Below are 18,373 nucleotides of genomic sequence, written 5' to 3'. Positions count from 1 at the left end.
AAATCCTTTTACCTTCTGATATACCCAAAATTTTGAGATAAAAATTGTCGCGAATGCTAAAGGCCATTTTTGGCATTTAAATATATGATAGCGTAATTTTTAAAAATTATAAATTACGTTCGCATATAGATTTCTACCCGGTCTCGGAATATTATTCCAATCTGAGTAGGTTGAGTAATATTCATCAAACAAGTTTTCACCACCAACCTTTAAAATCATCTTTTGGGCATTTATATAAAATATTTGGGATAAGGCTAAATTAAATACTGAATAGGCCGGGGTTTGATTTTCTCCAAATTCAGGGCTATAATCAAATTGCTTTGTAGCGCTTTCAAGTATTGCTTCGGCATAGAACGCATTCTTTCTATAACGTAATCCTGCTTCAAAAGTTAAGGGTTGAATAAGTGGTAAATTGCTATTTTCATTATCCCTACCTATACGATAAACCGCTTTCGCCTTTGCGGTAAAATCTTTTAAAAATGTATAATTTATACTTAGGTCATTACTCCATAATTGCGCGTACGGTAATTGTTCGTAAACCTTAACTCCATTAATTCCAATATTCATCGGGGATAGGTCCGGGTCTGGTTTTCCTATGATATAATCTGAAATATGATAGAAAGCAGAGTTCACGCTAAATGAAAAAGATTTATGTTCGTACCGGGTAGATACATTCATTTCCAGGGATTTTTCGTTTGCCATGTTCGGGTTTCCTATATAGTCAAAAGCATCAAAACTATTGAATAAATAGAAACCGTAAGCTTCAGAAACCGAAGGTGCTCTCTCGCCATAACCCAGTCCCAGTGCAAGTGTCCACGGATGTGTAGAGTAACTTATTTGAGCCCCGGTATTTAGTAAAAAGCGGGTTTTTGAATCTTCCATCTCCGGGTAAAATATGCGTAGACTTTCCAGGCCAAATTCATCTTGAATGTTATTATTATGAACTCCCATTCCCAGTGAGATTTCTGCTGAAAAATCTTCATTGATCAGGTATTGATCTTTAGCGAATAAGCCGGTGTAAATAGTGTTCACATCGGGCCAGGTTAACATAAACATATCATTTTCATTAGGATCTTCAGGGAACATGGTCATTTCAGCTAAAGAATTATTGAAATGGCCGTTTATAGAAAGATCCCAGGAATGATTCTCAAAATTTCCCTTTAGTTTAGAATACATTCCGGCAGTTTTGCTCCAACCGGGCATATCCATTCTTATGGGTACATCGGGACGCTGGGAATCATCCATAATATGAGTGACATTATTATAATAAATTTTGGTCTTCCATTCCTTATAAAATTCATCTTCTGGATTAGATATATATTCTAAAGAGCCTATATATGCTCTGGCTAAAGAGACATCCATAGGTAGGGCAGGGTAACCTACATCATTGGCTTCATCAAAAATAAAAGAAGCTTCTATGCTTTTGTTTTGTTCAATTTGATAACCGGTAACCACTGAAAAATTATATTTTGTAAATTGTGAATAGAGAATTTCCTCGTTCCCTGCGGCGCTATAATTTTCAGCATCTCGATACATTAAATCAACATCGGCAAAAACTTTATTAGAAGTGTACTGCAGCGCGGCTCCCAGAATTTTTTGTTCGTTAATACTTTCTATGCCCGATTGAGCATTGCCACTCCAACCAGAATTTTCATACTCACTTTTTTGCCGTTCTAAATCTATGGCCCCTCCAATGGTAGCACCATTTTCGGCACCTGCCTGTCCTTTTTTAATTTCAGCTTTCGATAAGTTTGAAATTTCTACATAAGAGGTGATCGGATCCATCTTATCGGTACAGGCTCCATAGATCCGCATACCATCTATGGTAACCACACTTCGCTCTGAAGCCATTCCCTGTATCATAGGTTCCCAGGCATAGGCTCCTCTTTTTATAAAATCAACGCTATTTGCCTCTTCTAAATAAGTTTCAATAGTAGCTAGAGACTTATTTTCGTAATGGTGTTTGTTTGAATTCTTACCAATAAGAATTATTTCTACTAATTCTTCGGGAACAATAAGGCTATCTTGCTTTACTTCTTTTTGCTCTTCCTGGGCTTTTATCCCGAAAGTCAATAAAAACATTAGCCCGAAATATATATATTTTTCCATAGCTGTTATTTAAAATACCGGGTGATAAGAGAGTATCACCCGGCAAAAATTAAAATTCAATTTCAAAGTAAATGCTACTGGATTCATTTGTTTCAGTGACTTCTTCCCCTTTTAAGACTTCTCCTGATTCATCGATTAATTGCAGGTTGATCTTCCAATAACCCGTCATGGTAAGACTTAGTTTTCCGTGGTAAAGATTATCTGAATCAGACTGAAGAAGATCTTCATTATTTGGCGAACTGTGGTTTCCCATACTTGGCATTCGCGGATCTATCTTTAACTGATAATCGTTAACTATTGGGAAACTCATCATGTTCTCCATTTTGTGAATGGCTACTGTGATATCGTTCACGGCTACTTTGGGGGAATCTGGCTCTATTAAGGCCGCGATATAGCGCGTATCGTCATTTCCGGTGAACACACTTACCCAGTTTTTGTCGGTAGGTGTTACCTCAATAATATCCTTTGCAACATATTCCGCCCCTTCAACATTATAATTAAAGCTTAATTCCCAATATTCGGAATCATTCTGAGCCATTTGGATTATGATATAGCCTTCGTAAAGGGTTTCTGCATTAGCCTTCTTATTAATTTCTGAATGCGGCCCACTGTGCGACATTGCTGTCATGTGCATTACCGGCATCCATGAAACGTCTGCATTATTAATAAAATCATCTCCATCTTTTATCTGGAAATATATTTTATTATAACCTTGCTTAAGGCTTCCGTCTTCTGTGAAAAGCGTAATAGTATGTGTTTCATTTTGTATTTCCTGAACAAAAATTAGATCTTCAGTTTCATTAATCTGAATAGGAGTATCGTCGTCTGACGAGCAGGAGAAAAGTAATGCTACAGCGAAAACGCTGAAATATTTTAATAGTTTCATCGTATAAAAATTTGGTGTAATTATATAAGTGTCCCTGCTGGAAAAATAAGTCTCCAGCTATTAGGTAGTTTTATTAAAGGGAAATTTATACGATGGGGGGAAGAATGAACTCCGATGTAAAAAGAAATCGATAATTATTTAAATACTCATTGTCTACAAGAGAATTTTGTGCAAGTATTTTAGGTTGTGGTGAATAAGAAGCAGAATAGAATAAAGCAATTTCTTTTTGAAGAATGTCTAAATAGCTTGGTTTTTCTTTGGAGGTATCACTTTCGGCTAGTTTTGAAAGCTCGCATTTACCATTACATTCCAATTCTGGTTTCTCTTTATTAACACAAAACAATTCTACAAAGTTCTTAGTATCTACCATATAAAAACTTATCATAATACCACTTTTGATGCTATTGAAGGAGATCAATAACACAAAAAGCGATACTACTATGGAATGATGGTTTTTCATTTAGAATACAAAGATAAACCTCCATGTGAAATCTTTTATATGATTGCGCTCATAATTATTTATTGGAGATTGTATTTGTTGGCTTTCCGCTGTTCTTTCTTATCTTTTAAATAATTGAGTACCCCTAATTTAGTATATCTTACCTGCGGCAGATCCTATGCTATTTTTATAGTATAAGGGAAACTGTGCCCAAAATAAAAGCAGTATAGCGGCGTTGTGGCATTTAATATTGATACCTATTCTTATATAGTATTTTAAGAATATCTAAAATCGACTTATTTATAACCAGTTTTTAAGATTACTGGTGGGTATCTGCTGGATCTGATTTTACTTCACAAGCTCCATTTGCACAATTTCCACCTGCACAGGCAAGTCCGAATAGTCCCATAGCAGCCGGCCAGGCACCAAGGGCAATGCCAATCCATTCGCCTTCCAGGGCGCTTTGTACAATTACCCAGCTACCTATTAAAAAATAGGCCGCTCGAATCCAGGTCCAACGTGTAAAAATTCTTTCTTTCATAATTATTAGGAAATTCGGCTATTTAGCCTGGCCCAGCTTCCGCCATTGTACACGTTCGAAAATCCGTTAGATTTCAACATACTTTTTGCTGAAGCGCTTCGCATTCCCGAGGCGCAACAGGTTATTATTGGTTTATCTTTTTTTAGTTTATTAAGATTCGAAGGTAGCGCTTGTAGAGGAATATTCTTTGATCCTTTAATATGACCATTTGAAAACTCTGCTTTAGTTCTCACATCTATGATCATACCACCTTCTTGCAGGAGTTCATTGTAATTTGGAGCAGGTTTTATTCCTAAAAGCTCTTTAAGTTTTGCAATCATATTTTTATGCTGTTTCTGATGTTAGATAATTAACTTCAAGCCATGATCCGCCATTAATACAATTAATGCCCTGCCGACTTAAGAAATTCTCTGCCTGGCCACTTCTGTTTCCAGAAGCACAGCATAAGATCAATGGTGCTTTCATTTCTTTAAGTTCGTCTATTCGGTGTGGAACTTCATTCAGTGGAATGTTTACTGCTCCGGAAACACTTCCGCCCATAAATTCGCTATGTGTACGTACATCTACGATTGTACCTTCGTTATTTCTAATTATTTCTTCTCTATTCATTGCGTTATTTTTTAATTCAGTATAAATAACTGACGGATTTCCAGTCGCAAAAATAAACTTAAGACCCTCTGCCCACAGTTACTTTTGTTACATAATCTATTGGAATACAAAGGTTTTAAGATAGGGGCGAGGCGACTTCAGCGCCAATTCGTTCAGATAGATCTCTGCTGAAATTAGCATTTTTGACCGGACTTTACTTCATCTGAAACTCCCAGTTTTTCAAGGATTTTATCCATAAGACACCAATGGGTAAGTGAGGATTGAAGAAGATTTGCTCCCACAAATGCGGTAAACCATAACCAGTTAATATTTACATAAACGGCCAAAAGAAGACTTATAAGTACAAAGCTTCCTGCCACACCACGTACTATTCTATTTTTCATTTTGATATAGTTTTTGGGTTAAATAAAATTTTCGATGTTTACCACGGCCGCCCTTATAGGATTATTGGTTTCCAATTTTTCATTGAATTCTGAAACCAGTTCAAACAATCGGTCTATTTTTTCCTTTTCGGTAAAAGAAAAGAACATAAGAGATTCATTCCCGCCTTTCTCTCCCGGGAACCAGCTTAGTGTAGCGATTACCTTGTTGGGGTTCTTACAGCCATCAATCTCACTGCGGCTAAAGGCTTCGATCCTTGCCATTTTAAATATGTTGAGAATTTCCTTCTGAAATTCCGACACACTTGTTACAATTAATAATTTCATTTGAATAATATTTAGTAGTCGGTAGAAAGCTGAAGAGGTTTTGGTTCCTTTTCAGCTTTCTATTGACTTAGTTTTACTCGTGATTTTTCTTTTCTATCATATAATAAACCAATGGCACAACAAGCAACGTAAGTATTGTTGAAACAATGGTCCCACCCATTAATGAGATCGCAAGTCCCTGGAAAATTGGATCAAAAAGGATAACGAAAGCTCCTATTACTACCGTTCCTGCGGTTAAAAGAATAGGAGTGGTACGCACTGCACCTGCTTCTATCACGGCCTGTTTTAAAGGAATTCCGTCTTCCAGCCTTAGGTTTACAAAATCAATAAGTAATACCGAGTTTCTCACCATGATCCCTGCCAGGGCGATCATACCAATAAAGGAGGTTGCGGTAAAGAAAGCTCCCATAATCCAGTGCCCCAGTACAATCCCAATAAGTGATAGCGGAATTGCTACCATCATTACGATTGGTGCTTTGTAATTCTGGAACCAGCCTACGATTAAGATGTAGATAATAAAGATCACTCCAAGAAAGGCTATTCCCAGGTCTCTAAAAACCTCCAGGGTAATTTGCCATTCTCCATCCCATTTCACGGTATAATCGTCTTCCATTTGTGGTTGTTCTATATAAAGCTCGTTGAGCTCGTAACCCGGAGGAAGATCTATTTCTTTTAATTTTTCTTCCATTCCTAAAATGGCATAAACCGGGCTTTCTAACTCTCCCGCCATATCAGCCAGTACATAAACCACTCGTTTTTGGTTCTTTCTAAAAATGCTGTTCTCTTTTACCTTTTTATCTATCTGAACAAGATCGGCTATACTTACCATTTCACCGGTTTGCGAAGCGATCTTGATTTGAGAAATATCCAAAGGAGTTGATTTTTCCTGTTCGGCTAAGGCTAAAACAATGGCTACTCTTTGGGTAGCATTTTCATCATAAAGATGCGTCACGGCCCTATCGCCTAAAGCAGCGTTCATCGTATGTACAATTTGCTGCGGAGCGACCCCGTAGCGCATTGCCTTTTCCTTATCTATCTCGAAGTGAAATTCCTGCTGATCTGCTTCTACCATCCAATCCACATCTACCACATCTGAGGTTTGGTTTAGGATACCCTGAATTTCGTCTGCAATTTGAATTTGTTTTTCATAATCGGGGCCATAAACTTCGGCTACGATGGTGGACATTACCGGAGGGCCCGGTGGTACTTCCACGATCTTCACATTGGCGTCAAATTTTTTAGCGATCTTTTGTATCCCAGGTCTTAGCAATTTTGCAATATCGTGACTCTGGGCACTTCTTTCGGTTTTATCCTTCAGATTAACCTGTATATCGGCAGTATTGCTTGCCCCCCTAAGATCATAATGCCTAACCAGGCCATTGAAGGTGATCGGGGCCGAAGTCCCTACATAACTCTGGTAATTCACCACTTCCGGCCTTTGAGCCAGATACTGGCCAATTTCCCTGGTAACCATCGCGGTACGTTCTAAAGTTGTACCCTCTGGCATATCTATCACCACCTGGAATTCATTTTTATTATCAAACGGCAACATCTTTACGGCCACAGATTTTGTAAAGAATAAGGCCACAGAACCCAGTAACAATACTATAGTTGTTCCCAAAAAGATCCATCGGGTACTTTTATTAGTAATAAGCGGTCTTTCTAATTTGTTATAGAGTTTATAAATACGTGTATCTTCTATATTTTCTGCAGATTCTTCTTCTTTTTTCTCTTTTCCACTGCTTTTCTCCCTAAGGAAAATAAGTCCGAGGTAAGGAGTAATGGTAAGTGCCACAAATAAGGAAAGAATCATTGCAATAGAAGCTCCAATGGGCATAGGGCTCATATATGGTCCCATTAATCCGCTTACAAAGGCCATGGGCAATACTGAAGCAATTACTGTAAAGGTTGCAAGAATGGTTGGGTTTCCAACTTCATTGATGGCATATAAAGCAGCCTGTTTAAAGGGCAGCCTTTTCATTTTAAAATGCCGGTGCATATTTTCGGCAATGATGATGGAATCATCTACCACGATTCCTGTTACAAATACTAAAGCGAATAGAGTTATCCGGTTAAGCGTATAATCTAAAAGATAGTAGCTAAGTAGGGTAAGAGCAAAGGTTACCGGCACCGATAAGAAAACCACCAAACCGCCGCGCCAGCCCATAGCCAGCATTACCACCAGGGTAACTGCAACTATAGCTCCAATTAAATGCAGTAGCAATTCGCCTACTTTATGAGAAGCTGTTTCCCCGTAATTCCGGGTGATTTCAACGTGCACATCATCTGGAATTAGATTGCTTTTTAGTTTGTCTACTTTAGCGATGATCACATCGGCAATTTGCATAGCATCGGCTCCCTTGATCTTGGCTACTGAAATAGTTACTGCAGGATATTCAGAAGAGAAATTATTTCCTGCTTCAGAGCCCTGACCATAACCAAAAGAAACATATTCCTTAGGCAATTCAGGTCCTTCAATTACTTCTGCTATCTGATACAAATAAACAGGCTGTTGCTGTTGTATTCCAATAATAAGATTCTCTACATCTTCGGCAGATTCAAGAAAACTCCCGGTGCTTACCAAAAATTCGGTGTCATGCCGGTCAAAACTGCCTGAGGAAAGTTGTTGGTTGTTCGTCTGAATTTTTTCAGAAACACCAAGGAAATCAACACCGCTGGCAGCCATCTTTTCTTTATCAAGAACCACACGTACCTGCTTGCTACGGCCACCAATTGCATTGGTCACCGAAACATCGGGTACTTTTTCTATCTCGTGGGTGAGTTCATTGGCTATCTGCCTAAGCTGGTAATCGTCATAATTTTCACTCCAAAGCGTAAGTCCCAATACCGGAACATCGTCTATAGACCGTGTTTTCACCAATGGCATTGTAGTTCCCTTTGGCATCTGGTCCATATGCTTCATAAGTTCATTATAAAGCTTTACATAGGAGCGTTCAATATCTTCTCCCACCAGGAACTGAACGGTTACCATTCCCTGTTCTTTCATAGAAGTAGAATAGATATAATCTACTCCAGGAATATTGGAAACCATTTTTTCAAGGGGTTTTATTACCCGCGATTCAAGTTCTGTGGGGCTTGCACCAGGATAACCAACAAAAATGTCGGCCATTGGAACGTCTATTTGTGGCTCTTCTTCTCGGGGAATAAGGAACGAACTATATACTCCTATGACCATAAAAACGATCATAAGAAGCACCGTAAGTTTAGAATCCATAAAGCCTTTGGCAATTTTGCCTGCTAATCCTTCTTTCATTTTGTAGTAATTTTTATCCGATAATCGAGATTTAAATGATTCAAACTTAACCGTGTAGGCTTATTGCTGAATACTTAGGTTTGCGCCATTATATAATTTTCCTTCGGCTGAGGTGATATAAGATTCCCCGGCACTAAGACCAGATAGTACCTCCACTTTATTACCCACTTTTCTGCCCAGTCTTACCCATCTTAGAATAGCGGTGTTCTGTTCGCTTGGCGTATAAATGCCCTGCAAATCACCACGGTTAATTATTGCGGTTTCGGGTATCAATATCATTTCTCTTTTATCACCGGCGGTGGTAGGAAATTGAATACTGGCATACATTCCTGAATAGATCTCGGCATGGTTTTGATCTAAAGCTATTTTCACGGTATACTGTCCTCCGGAATTACTGGCGGAAGTACTTATTTCTGAAACTACTCCTTCAAGGGTTTCCCCGGAAGATTTAATGAGTACATCTACTTTTTTTCCTTGTTCTACTGAAGCTATTTCAGATTCCGGTACACTTGCTCTCACTTCAAAATTGCCGGGTACCTGCAGGCTAAGCAGTGGCATCCCGGGATTGGTCATATCACCAACTTCCACATTTTTATCAGTTACCACACCGCTAAAGGGAGCTGTAATATTTGAATAGGCAAATTGAGCATTGATCTCATTCTTTTGTTGCTTAGCTGCTTCAAGTCGGGCTTTGGCCATTTCATACCTGGAGGTAATATCATCCATTTCCTTTTGGGTAGCACTATTCTTAGAAAATAAGGCCTGGTAACGTTCATAATCCTTCCTGGCATTGTTAAATGCCGCCTGGGCCTCTGTGATCCCTGCATTTACCTGGGCACGTTTTGCCTGTAAGTCTGCATTATTGATCGCGATAAGCAATTCGCCTTTTTTTACTTTATCTCCAACTTTAGCATTTATCTGGGTAACATAACCCATATTTCTAGTGCTTAAAGTGGCATTTTCAACCGCTTCTACTTTTCCGCTGAAAGTGATAAACGATTGATCTGATTCTGTAGGAGTATTTACGGTGACGTTTACAGGCGCTGTATTTTCAGTGGAATTTTTCACCTGAGAATCTCCGCAACTAAAAAAGAGGCTTGTTGCACCAAGGAGACCTATTATATATAATTTAGTATTCATAAGTTGATAGTTTAGTTTATTAGAAATTCCAATTGTGCCTGGGCATAATTGTATTCATAAATTGTTTGTGCGTATTCGAGTTGTTTTTGGGAGTATTGAGCTTCTGCTGCTAGTAAGTCACTTGTTTTTTCGAGTCCCTGCTCAAATCTATTGGCGCGTATTCTCAAAGATTCTTCGGCTTGTTCCAGAGCTAAACGAGTAAGTTCAAGCTTATTTTCAGCATCCTTAACGGCGCGACTGGCCCTGTTTCTTTCCATTTCACTGCGGGAAACATAAGCTTCATATTCAAGCCTGGCTTTCTCGTAAGTTGCCTGGCTTTTTTGAAGTTTTCCGAAGCGTTTATAACCTTCAAAGAGATCCCACTTTAATTGTATACCTGCGATATATCCACTGGCGTCCCCGTTAAAGAGCTCATCATCATAGAGTTCGTAACTTCCAAAAGCATTCAGGTTAGGCAGGAAAGACATTTTATCTGCCTGTAAGATTTCGCCATAGGCTTCTGTTGCCAGTTTTTTTGCTCGAATATCTGCACGTTCTAAGGAAACCGATTCCTGATCTTCCTGTAGAGGAAGGGAAACCTCCAGGGAATCTGTCGGTTCAAAAATGGTATTAACGGGTTCGTTTAGTAAATAAGCAAGATAATCTGATGCATTGACCACGTTGCTTTTTGCATATTGAAGCTGATTATTGACTTCAGAAACCCTTATCTCCACAGATAATAAATCAGATTTTTGCAGGTAACCCTGCTCATAATTATCATCTGCCAGTTTTTTGTTGGCGAGAGCTGCTTTTTGAGCACTTTCCAGAACAGCTACAGCCTTTTGGGCCAGTTGCAACTCCATATAAGCTTTTTCAACCTCCAGGACCATATGATCTATGGTGCGGTCTCTCTTTAAAGCCGTTGCAGCCATCTTGCTTTTCGCAGCTTTACGTTGAAAGATCCCATCTACATTGATAAGCGGTTGTTCTACTTCAATCTTAGTGGCGAAATTGTTGATCCTATCCGGATTGTTTAAGAGCTCCGGGTTAAAATCGCTTTGGGTAACTATTCCCTGGTTGAGTTTAGAACCAAATGCCATTAGAGGATTCGTGGTAGTTATTCCCGAATGTGATACTGCTACATTGGGTAAAAAGATGGAATTGGTTTGCCTAAAATCTCCCCTGGATTCCAGGAATTCCTGTTGAGATATTTTGATCTCCCGGTTATTTTGTTTCACCAATTCTATGGCTTCACTTTTGGAAATTGGCCGCACTTCCTGGGCCTGTAACCACAGTCCCGGAAGTAAACTTACCAGCATAATTATATATTTGATTTTCATCATTTCGCTTTTATATTTCGGATTAAAAGTTTTTGAAGAACCAGAATTTTTCATCCCACCATTTGGAGAAATGGCTCCACTGGGCTGGATCTTTCATCTTTACCTTTTTATTTTCTTCACCGGAAAATTTTCCGCCGCTTTCACTGGCTTTTCCTTCTCCTGCCTCGATGAAGTATTTTCCTTCGGGTACAAAGATTTGATCTGGTTCTTGATTGCCTATTTTTCTACTAATATTGTGAGCTACTACTTCTCCCTGTTGCCTTGCAAAAACTCCTATTTTTGGAAGTATGGTGCCGGTTTCAGTTTTGAGGTGAGTGATATCACCAATAGCGTATACATTTTGAAATTTGGTTTCTAAGGTTTGATTATCTACTTCAACCCAACCAGATTTTCCGGCTAAGTCGGTCTTTCTGATCACCTCAGGCAATTGGTGTTTTGGAGTATAGGCCAGCAGATTATAGGAGTATTTTTTGCCGTTATTGAATTCTAATTTATTAGCAGAAACCTTAGTAAGCTGATGATTTGGGTAATACCTGATCCCTTTCTTTTCCAGTAACTCCTTTAATTCCTCAGAAGCTTCAGCACTTGCAAATTCCATAGGGCCGGCTTCAGGAGTAAAAAGTGAAACAGTGGTTTTATTATTGAGCTTGTTTTTTGTTACAAAATCTTCTATAAGCATAGCAGCTTCATAAGGTGCCGCCGGACTCTTAAAAGGAAGGGAAGAAACTAGGATAGCAATCTCGCCTCCGTCAAAATTTTTAAGTTTTGAATGGAAATCTTCAGCGCCTTTTAGCGTAAAGAAGTTATGCCCAAATTGTTCCAGGTTATAAATATCTGATTGGTCAACCCCCAGGGAAATTACCATATGGTCTCCCTTATATTGTTTTCCTTTTACGGTAATGCTTATATTTTCTGGATCAATATTTTCAATATCTCCCTGGATAACTTCAAGTCCCGAGGCCTGCAGTTTGTTAATACTTTTTGTTACCTCTTCCTGTTTTCGGTTGCCAACCATTACCCAGGGTAGCGAAGGCGAAAAAAGACTGTTTTCTCCTTTTTCAAAAACCTGGATCTTTACCAGGTTGATATCTTCTTCGTTGCCGCTATGTTTACTTAATTCCCTGGCGGTTACGATTCCGCCTGTGCCGGCTCCTAAAACTAAAACAGTTTTCATAAATAATTTTTTAAGGTTGTTTTTTATTAATTTATTACCTGAGCAGTTGAGGTTTTGCAAACATTAATTGGCCTCTTTTACCTGGTTTTCTATGATTGCAGCAAAACCTATTTAACCTATTGTTCAGCTAATAGCTAAGTCAATTTGTTTTTGAATTACAGCACAAAATTAGAAACAAAGTCGCCTCTTTACAGCAACATTTGTTACATAAGGGATTGATAAATAGAAGGCTATAGTGGAATAATAAATAGTATGCTATGATGAAGATCAGGTTTCGCTGGAAGAGTTCAGTTTTTACTTGATAATCGAGATTTAAATACATCAGGGCTTGCCTGAAGTTGATTTAATGAAAATTCTGAATAAATATTAGTGAGCTGGGAAGGATAACACCTAAGCGGGGTAAATGGCAGAATTTTGAAATGGAAATATTCAGTAGGAATAGCTTAATATTTATCTAAGAAAGGGCTGGAAAATAATTCGGTATTGAAAGTTGGAGTAGTGGATGCGAAAACTAGTTCCCGGGTTTTAGGAAAACGGAGAATCAGATTAGTGGGGAAATAAAAAAGTTTAAACTTGGGTTGAGAAATGGCAAAAGGCAAAATGGTTATTCTGCAGCCGAAATTATTTAATTAAATTCAGCGCAATCTTCCGAAGGCTGATAAACACCTGCTCCCTGCTGGTAAACCAGGGTAGCGCCTAAGTGCCCAACATACATAAGATAACCGGAACCTATCGACAAAGTAATAATACAGAGAATAGATAATATACTCTTCTTTTTGGTAAGAAATCGAATTTTAGAGAACTTTAATAGATCAATAAGGAGGGAGGCGGTAAATAGCCATGCGGTTACATAGGCCAGGTTTTGATGTTCTTTAAGCACAGTGGGATCACAAATTTTTCTTGAAACAATTCCGTCGGCAAGATTACCTGTATAAATTGCAATCCAAACTCCTATCGTGCCTAGTAAAAGTAAAAAAGTTCCTCCTTGTTTCCAGAGGTCTTTTGCCGAGCCCAGGGCTATTAGTTTAAATAAAAATGCAACTAATAGAATGGCGATAGGAAAATGAACGGACAGGGGATGAAAAACCTCTGTCCGCCAAAAATCAGGTAACTGATTCATGTTATTCCATAATTTTTACAGAAATAGGATCTAAACGTTTTCCTACTTTTTCAACTTCAACTTCTACTTTTTGACCTTCTTTCAATTCTGAAAAATCTACGGTGCTACCATTTCTGGTTAACTCGGTATTTTCCTTGAAATACAGCTCTAAAGTCTTATTGTCGTCTGTTTTTACGTAAATCTCATCTTTAGAAGCTTCAACTTCTTCTATTGTTCCCTGGTAAGTTCCAGATTCTACAGTATCTGTACTTTCTCCGCAGGAAACCATAAAAAGAAAAATACCTAGAAAAGCAACTGATTTTAAAGTTTTAGTCAGCATAATTTTGATTTTAAGAGTTATTTATATTTAAGCTAACTTACAAATTTATGGGTTTAAATGCTTAAAAGAAATACTGAAATTTAGAAATCATTTTCCTTTTAAAAGCTGCTGCAATTTTTATTGCACCGCATTGCTACCAAGGGCTTGTAAGTACTCAGCCTGGGTTTTTAGAAATTTAATCTGAAGATCTAATTGCTTAAGCCTGGCTTCAATAAATTTACTTTCGCGAGTGTTTATTAGAAAGATAGAACTTTCACCAAAATTAAACTTTCGTACTTCAGCATCCAGCAAGGTATTAGAATCGGTTACCATTTGCTGGGTCATTTCAATTTGTTCTAAAAACGCCTGAAGCTGTTGTTCTATAGCATTGATGCGAGCCTGCAACTGGTTATCTTTTAGATTTAGTTCCAATTTGGCGTCTTGTAGCTCATATTCTGCAACTTTAAGATCTCCACGTTCTTTTCTTAGGAATAAAGGCATAGAAAATTTTAACCCTGCTTTATAGGCGCCTGAATTAAAAGTTTCGAAATTATCGGGTTCTTCTGATAGAAAATTATATTCCAGATCTATTTTTGGCAATAATTTATTGAAACGATAGCGTTTTTCTATCTGCAGTGCTTCTATTTTTTGACGATAAAAAGCCAATTGCGGATGTGTTTCAAAATTTGTTTCGGGTCTTTCTGAAAGCAGGTTTCCCAAAATTATGTCGGTTTCTACGGGGACCACTTCTTCCTGTAAGAGCAGAGGTTGATCCTGGCTCCATAAATAGGTAGATAGTTTTAACCTGGCCTTTCTAAGATCTACTGCTGCCTGGTTGGCTTGCAATTTACGTTGCTGAATATTAAGCCTGGCTTCTACGGTATCTATTCCTGCTACTTCTCCTGTTTCAGCGCCTCTTTTAATTCCACGGTAACGCTCGTTGGCATTTGTTAGAAAATCTTCAAAAATATCCAGTTTTTCGTGAGCCCTTAACCATTCAAAATAAGTGAAAGAAGCTTCTAAAAGAATATCGTTTACTAAAAGTTGCTGTTCAGCTTTGCTTTGTTCTCTATACGCCTGGGCCTTACGTAAGCCGGCCATTCGTTTATTTATCCACAAGCCTTCGCCAAGGGATAAAATTACCCCGGCCTGGTAAAGACCAGCTTCAGGCACCTGGTTTTGAGGATTTACATAAGCGCCCTGGCTTTGTTGAAATCCGCCCTTCAATTTTAAGCCGTACCACATAGGTACCTGCAATTGAGCGTCCAGAAGATCGTAGTATTCTGTTCCCTTGTATTCCTTTTCTTTATAATCTACCACAAAGCGCGGATCAAAAGCCCCTCTGGCCGACTGAACTTCTGCATCACCTATATTTCTTACCAGTGTTGCCTGCCGTACCACGGGATGTTCGTTTATTACCTTATTTAGAAATTCGGTATAACTTAAACTGTCTGTTTGTGCGAATGCAGAAGAACAAACAAAAAATAGCATTAAGAAATAGTGTGCTAAGCGCATTTTTCGGTCTACTTTTTACTCGATAATCGAGATTACATCCTCCGAGGTTTGCCTCGAAATCAAACTATATTTTCCAGTAATAACGCTTCGAAGGCTCGCCCCGAAGTTATTTACTATTACTTTTTGTCGGTTTTTCTTGTGTACCATTATTTGGCGAATAGTAATTAGGTGGGAAACCATTTAAATTTCGCCACAGTTCGTACCAGATTGGAACATTTTCCAGCAGCGCAATAGTTTGAGCCCCACTGCCAATACCAATTTGTTCTGGCCATGGATTATCGTCAGGATCGGGGGCCAATAATACCCGGTATTTGCCATTGGGAGAAATATAATTTTCTACCGCTACCACCTTCGCACCATAAGTACCATAGGAAAGATTAGGCCAACCGCTAAATATAATAGCCGGCCAACCGTCAAATTGTATCTGTACTTTTTCACCCACGTGAATTAAAGGTAAATCTAATGGTCTAACATAGGTTTCTACTGCCATTTGGTAATTTGAAGGCATTATACCTACCAATTGTTCTCCTTGTGAAAAAGTTTCGCCTAAACCGGCCCGTAATGCCTTATTTACGTAGCCATCTTGTGGTGCAACTATATAGTATAATTCACTGCGTTGTTCGTAATTAGAAAGTTCAATTTCAAGTTTATCTACTTCAGCCTGGGTAGTAAACTGATTGCCTTGTGAGGTGAAAATTTCCTGTTTTGTTTTTGAAATCTTGTCAGCATATTCAGCGCGAATTCTATTGATCTCTATCTCGGCATTAATTACCTGATTTCTGCTTGATAAAAGATCATTTCGTTGGGCAATTAATTTTGCCTGCGCTTCCTGCAACTTTAAGCGCCTTGCTTCCAGATCGGTTTGGGAATATAGACCTTCTTCCTGTAAAGTTTGCAATCTTTCAAACTGTGATTTGGCAATTTCTACCTGTGTTTGGGCGGCTTCAAGCTTTATGCTGTCGCTTCTTACTTTTAAACGCGCCTGTTCTATTTTATTGATCGCCTGACTTAGCTTTAATTCCCGTTCATTCTCCTGGGCCTCCAATTGTTGCCTTAACGCGTTGATTTTTTCATCGTAGGTAAGTGCTGATTGGTTTTTGGCATCGATTTGGCCTGAAGTTCTGCTAATAAGCTGCGGATCAAAATAATCACTGCTTACTTCAGAAATTCTTAAAATTGTATCTCCCTTATTTACGAAATCCCCTTCGCTGATATACCATTGTTCAATACGCCCGGGAATTGGAGATTGAATGGTTTGAGGTCTATGTTCAGGGCTTAGCGTGGTAACATTTCCGGTGGACCTAATATTTTGTGTCCAGGGTAAAAAGAGAATGATCAGGAATAAAACAAAAAGCCCGATAAGTACTTTATTAAATATGGCGTAGTGTTTTCTAAAAAACACTAATTTACCCGATGCGGAATCAGTTATATCTATACGCTCGTTTAATTTTTCTTCAGAAATATTCAGCATAACTACAGAGATTTAACGATTCTACCATCCTGCAACTCCAGGGTTTCATCACTAGTATTTTTCCATAACTCATCATTACTTACCACTATAAGGCTCCATTTGTTTTTAGGATCGGTTAAGAATTTTAATATTCTTTTCTTTTCCTGGAGTTCAAATTTTTCAAGCGGCTGTTTTAAGATTAATACTGAAGGTTTTCTTACTATAGCTCGTGCTAAAATTATCCTTTTTGCTATTAAGGTAGAAAGGTACCTGCCTTCTGGATGAATTTGTGAAAAGATGCCCTCGGGTTGATCTTTTACGAATTCTTTTAAGCCAGAATGCTCCAGGGCCCAGTCTATATTTTGATCTGAAATAGATTCGTCGCCAAAAGTGATATTTTCCCAAAGACTGCCCTCAAATGGAATTTCTTCCGGTAACATAGTACCAAGATGTTGCCTGTATTCATTTAGAACTAAAGTATGCCTGGCGGTATCGTTAATATAAATTTTTCCTTTGGTAGGAGTAAAAATACCCGAAATAAGCTTTAGAAGACTGGTTCTGCCATTTCCGGCAGGTCCTGTTATCAATAAGCTTTTCCCCGGATCTAAAGTGAGGTTGATTCCCTTTAAAACTGTATGGCCTTCTGGCTCAAAGGCTACGTCTTTCAATTCTAATTTAATTCCGTTAGAGGCATCAACAGAATTCTGATTTTCAAATGCTTCTAATGGCTTGTCCACTACCTGCCCAAGTTTTTCCAGTGATGTTAAAGTGTCATAAACATCTTCCAGGCCACGTATTAGTTTTTCTACGGAAGAAATTATCAATAAGATAATGATTTCGGCCGCAACGAACTGACCAATATTCATTTGTTGATTTAGAACCAATATTCCTCCAATAGCTAATAAGCCACCGGCCACGAGTACTTTAAAAACAATTAATTTGATATATTGAATTTTAAGTATACCGAAGTGATCTTCTCTTTCCTTTAAATAGGAAGCGGTTAAACGATCGTTCTTTTGAATTGCTAATCTACTGCGCCCGGAAATTTTAAAGCTGTTTAAATTCCGTGCAATCTCCTGGATCCAATAAGCTACCTGGTATTTATTCTTAGACTCATCTAAACTGGTTTTTAAACCTTTAGCTGCCGTAAATTTAAATACGAGGTAGAGGAGTAAAACTAGCAGTAATCCATAAAGGATAAAAAACGGGTGGTAAAGCGAAAGCAGTATAACTCCTAGAATAATTTGAACTGTGGCAGAAGGTAAATCCAATAGAATTTTACTTACTCCTTTTTGAACGGTAATGGTATCAAAAAAACGGTTTGCTAATTCTGGCGGATAGATATTTTGCAGAGATTCACTCTTAATTTTTGGAAACCGATAAGCGAATTCGAAACTAGAGCGTGTAAAGATCTTTTGCTGAATATTTTCGGCAAGTCTAAGTTGTAGCAGTTCAAAAACGCCAACCATGCCTACCGCAAGGGTTACAAGAATAACGAGAATAATCCAGCTTGTGCTTACTCTGCCTCCCTGAATAAGATTAACAATAGCCTGTATGCCTAAAGGCACGGCGAGGTTAATTAGACCGGCAAAAAGTGCATAAAAAAGTATATGTTTTACATCACGATTATCTAATTTAAGTAAGTTCCAAAGTCGTTTTACGGTCTTGCCTGGTTCGGGTTTCTTCATCAAGTTATACTAAGGACGTTTAATAATTTAATATGCGGCACAAAAATAATTTACAGAAATATGTTTCTTTAAGATTTAGTTAAATTTTAACGCTTGTTTTAAGC

17 protein-coding genes are annotated in these 18,373 nt (G+C 38.3%); all 17 read right to left on the bottom strand.

Annotation, left to right across the window (positions count from 1 at the left end; all coding sequences use genetic code 11):
* Positions 1 to 99: 99 nt before the first annotated feature.
* Positions 100 to 2,109 carry a TonB-dependent receptor domain-containing protein gene (locus APB85_RS01275; protein ID WP_057480348.1) on the bottom strand — a complete coding sequence of 670 codons (2,010 nt, stop codon included), beginning with the start codon at positions 2,107 to 2,109 and terminating at the stop codon, positions 100 to 102.
* Positions 2,110 to 2,158: 49 nt separating this feature from the next.
* Positions 2,159 to 2,995, bottom strand: coding sequence for a hypothetical protein (locus tag APB85_RS01270; RefSeq protein ID WP_057480347.1), 837 nt, complete (start codon positions 2,993 to 2,995; stop codon positions 2,159 to 2,161).
* Positions 2,996 to 3,080: 85 nt separating this feature from the next.
* Complete coding sequence (locus tag APB85_RS01265; protein ID WP_146256355.1) at positions 3,081 to 3,455, bottom strand: hypothetical protein; 375 nt, start codon at positions 3,453 to 3,455, stop codon at positions 3,081 to 3,083.
* Between the two features lie 298 nt (positions 3,456 to 3,753).
* Positions 3,754 to 3,975: a hypothetical protein gene (locus tag APB85_RS01260; RefSeq protein WP_057480345.1), complete on the bottom strand. Its 222-nt coding sequence runs from the start codon at positions 3,973 to 3,975 to the stop codon at positions 3,754 to 3,756.
* Positions 3,976 to 3,980: 5 nt separating this feature from the next.
* The gene (locus APB85_RS01255; protein WP_057480344.1) at positions 3,981 to 4,295 is read right to left on the bottom strand and encodes a rhodanese-like domain-containing protein; all 315 of its coding nucleotides are present in this window, start codon (positions 4,293 to 4,295) and stop codon (positions 3,981 to 3,983) included.
* Between the two features lie 4 nt (positions 4,296 to 4,299).
* Complete coding sequence (locus tag APB85_RS01250; protein WP_057480343.1) at positions 4,300 to 4,584, bottom strand: rhodanese-like domain-containing protein; 285 nt, start codon at positions 4,582 to 4,584, stop codon at positions 4,300 to 4,302.
* Between the two features lie 173 nt (positions 4,585 to 4,757).
* Positions 4,758 to 4,967 (bottom strand): YgaP family membrane protein, encoded by a 210-nt coding sequence (locus tag APB85_RS01245; protein ID WP_057480342.1) that lies wholly within the window; start codon positions 4,965 to 4,967, stop codon positions 4,758 to 4,760.
* A gap of 18 nt (positions 4,968 to 4,985) precedes the next feature.
* Positions 4,986 to 5,291: a hypothetical protein gene (locus tag APB85_RS01240; protein ID WP_057480341.1), complete on the bottom strand. Its 306-nt coding sequence runs from the start codon at positions 5,289 to 5,291 to the stop codon at positions 4,986 to 4,988.
* Between the two features lie 73 nt (positions 5,292 to 5,364).
* A complete protein-coding gene (locus APB85_RS01235; protein WP_057480340.1) occupies positions 5,365 to 8,565 on the bottom strand; it encodes an efflux RND transporter permease subunit in 3,201 nt (1,066 codons plus the stop codon).
* A gap of 60 nt (positions 8,566 to 8,625) precedes the next feature.
* Positions 8,626 to 9,705 carry an efflux RND transporter periplasmic adaptor subunit gene (locus APB85_RS01230; RefSeq protein ID WP_057480339.1) on the bottom strand — a complete coding sequence of 360 codons (1,080 nt, stop codon included), beginning with the start codon at positions 9,703 to 9,705 and terminating at the stop codon, positions 8,626 to 8,628.
* Positions 9,706 to 9,716: 11 nt separating this feature from the next.
* A complete protein-coding gene (locus APB85_RS01225; RefSeq protein WP_057480648.1) occupies positions 9,717 to 11,027 on the bottom strand; it encodes a TolC family protein in 1,311 nt (436 codons plus the stop codon).
* A gap of 19 nt (positions 11,028 to 11,046) precedes the next feature.
* Complete coding sequence (locus tag APB85_RS01220; RefSeq protein ID WP_057480338.1) at positions 11,047 to 12,198, bottom strand: NAD(P)/FAD-dependent oxidoreductase; 1,152 nt, start codon at positions 12,196 to 12,198, stop codon at positions 11,047 to 11,049.
* A 625-nt stretch (positions 12,199 to 12,823) separates the two neighbouring features.
* Entirely contained in the window at positions 12,824 to 13,318 is a 495-nt protein-coding gene (locus APB85_RS01215; protein WP_057480337.1) for a DUF2231 domain-containing protein, read from the bottom strand.
* 1 nt (position 13,319) lies between these two features.
* Positions 13,320 to 13,637, bottom strand: a complete 318-nt coding sequence (locus APB85_RS01210; RefSeq protein WP_057480336.1) for a hypothetical protein — start codon at positions 13,635 to 13,637, stop codon at positions 13,320 to 13,322.
* 117 nt (positions 13,638 to 13,754) lie between these two features.
* Positions 13,755 to 15,131 carry a TolC family protein gene (locus APB85_RS01205; RefSeq protein WP_063870558.1) on the bottom strand — a complete coding sequence of 459 codons (1,377 nt, stop codon included), beginning with the start codon at positions 15,129 to 15,131 and terminating at the stop codon, positions 13,755 to 13,757.
* A gap of 106 nt (positions 15,132 to 15,237) precedes the next feature.
* Complete coding sequence (locus APB85_RS01200) at positions 15,238 to 16,602, bottom strand: HlyD family secretion protein (protein WP_057480334.1); 1,365 nt, start codon at positions 16,600 to 16,602, stop codon at positions 15,238 to 15,240.
* A gap of 2 nt (positions 16,603 to 16,604) precedes the next feature.
* Positions 16,605 to 18,269 (bottom strand): peptidase domain-containing ABC transporter, encoded by a 1,665-nt coding sequence (locus APB85_RS01195; protein ID WP_057480333.1) that lies wholly within the window; start codon positions 18,267 to 18,269, stop codon positions 16,605 to 16,607.
* Positions 18,270 to 18,373: the final 104 nt, after the last annotated feature.

The organism is Salegentibacter mishustinae, from assembly GCF_002900095.1.
Taxonomy (GTDB): Bacteria; Bacteroidota; Bacteroidia; order Flavobacteriales; family Flavobacteriaceae; genus Salegentibacter; species Salegentibacter mishustinae.
The sequence above is the reverse complement of the archived record's forward strand: the minus strand, read 5'-3'. Positions and strand labels throughout refer to the sequence as shown.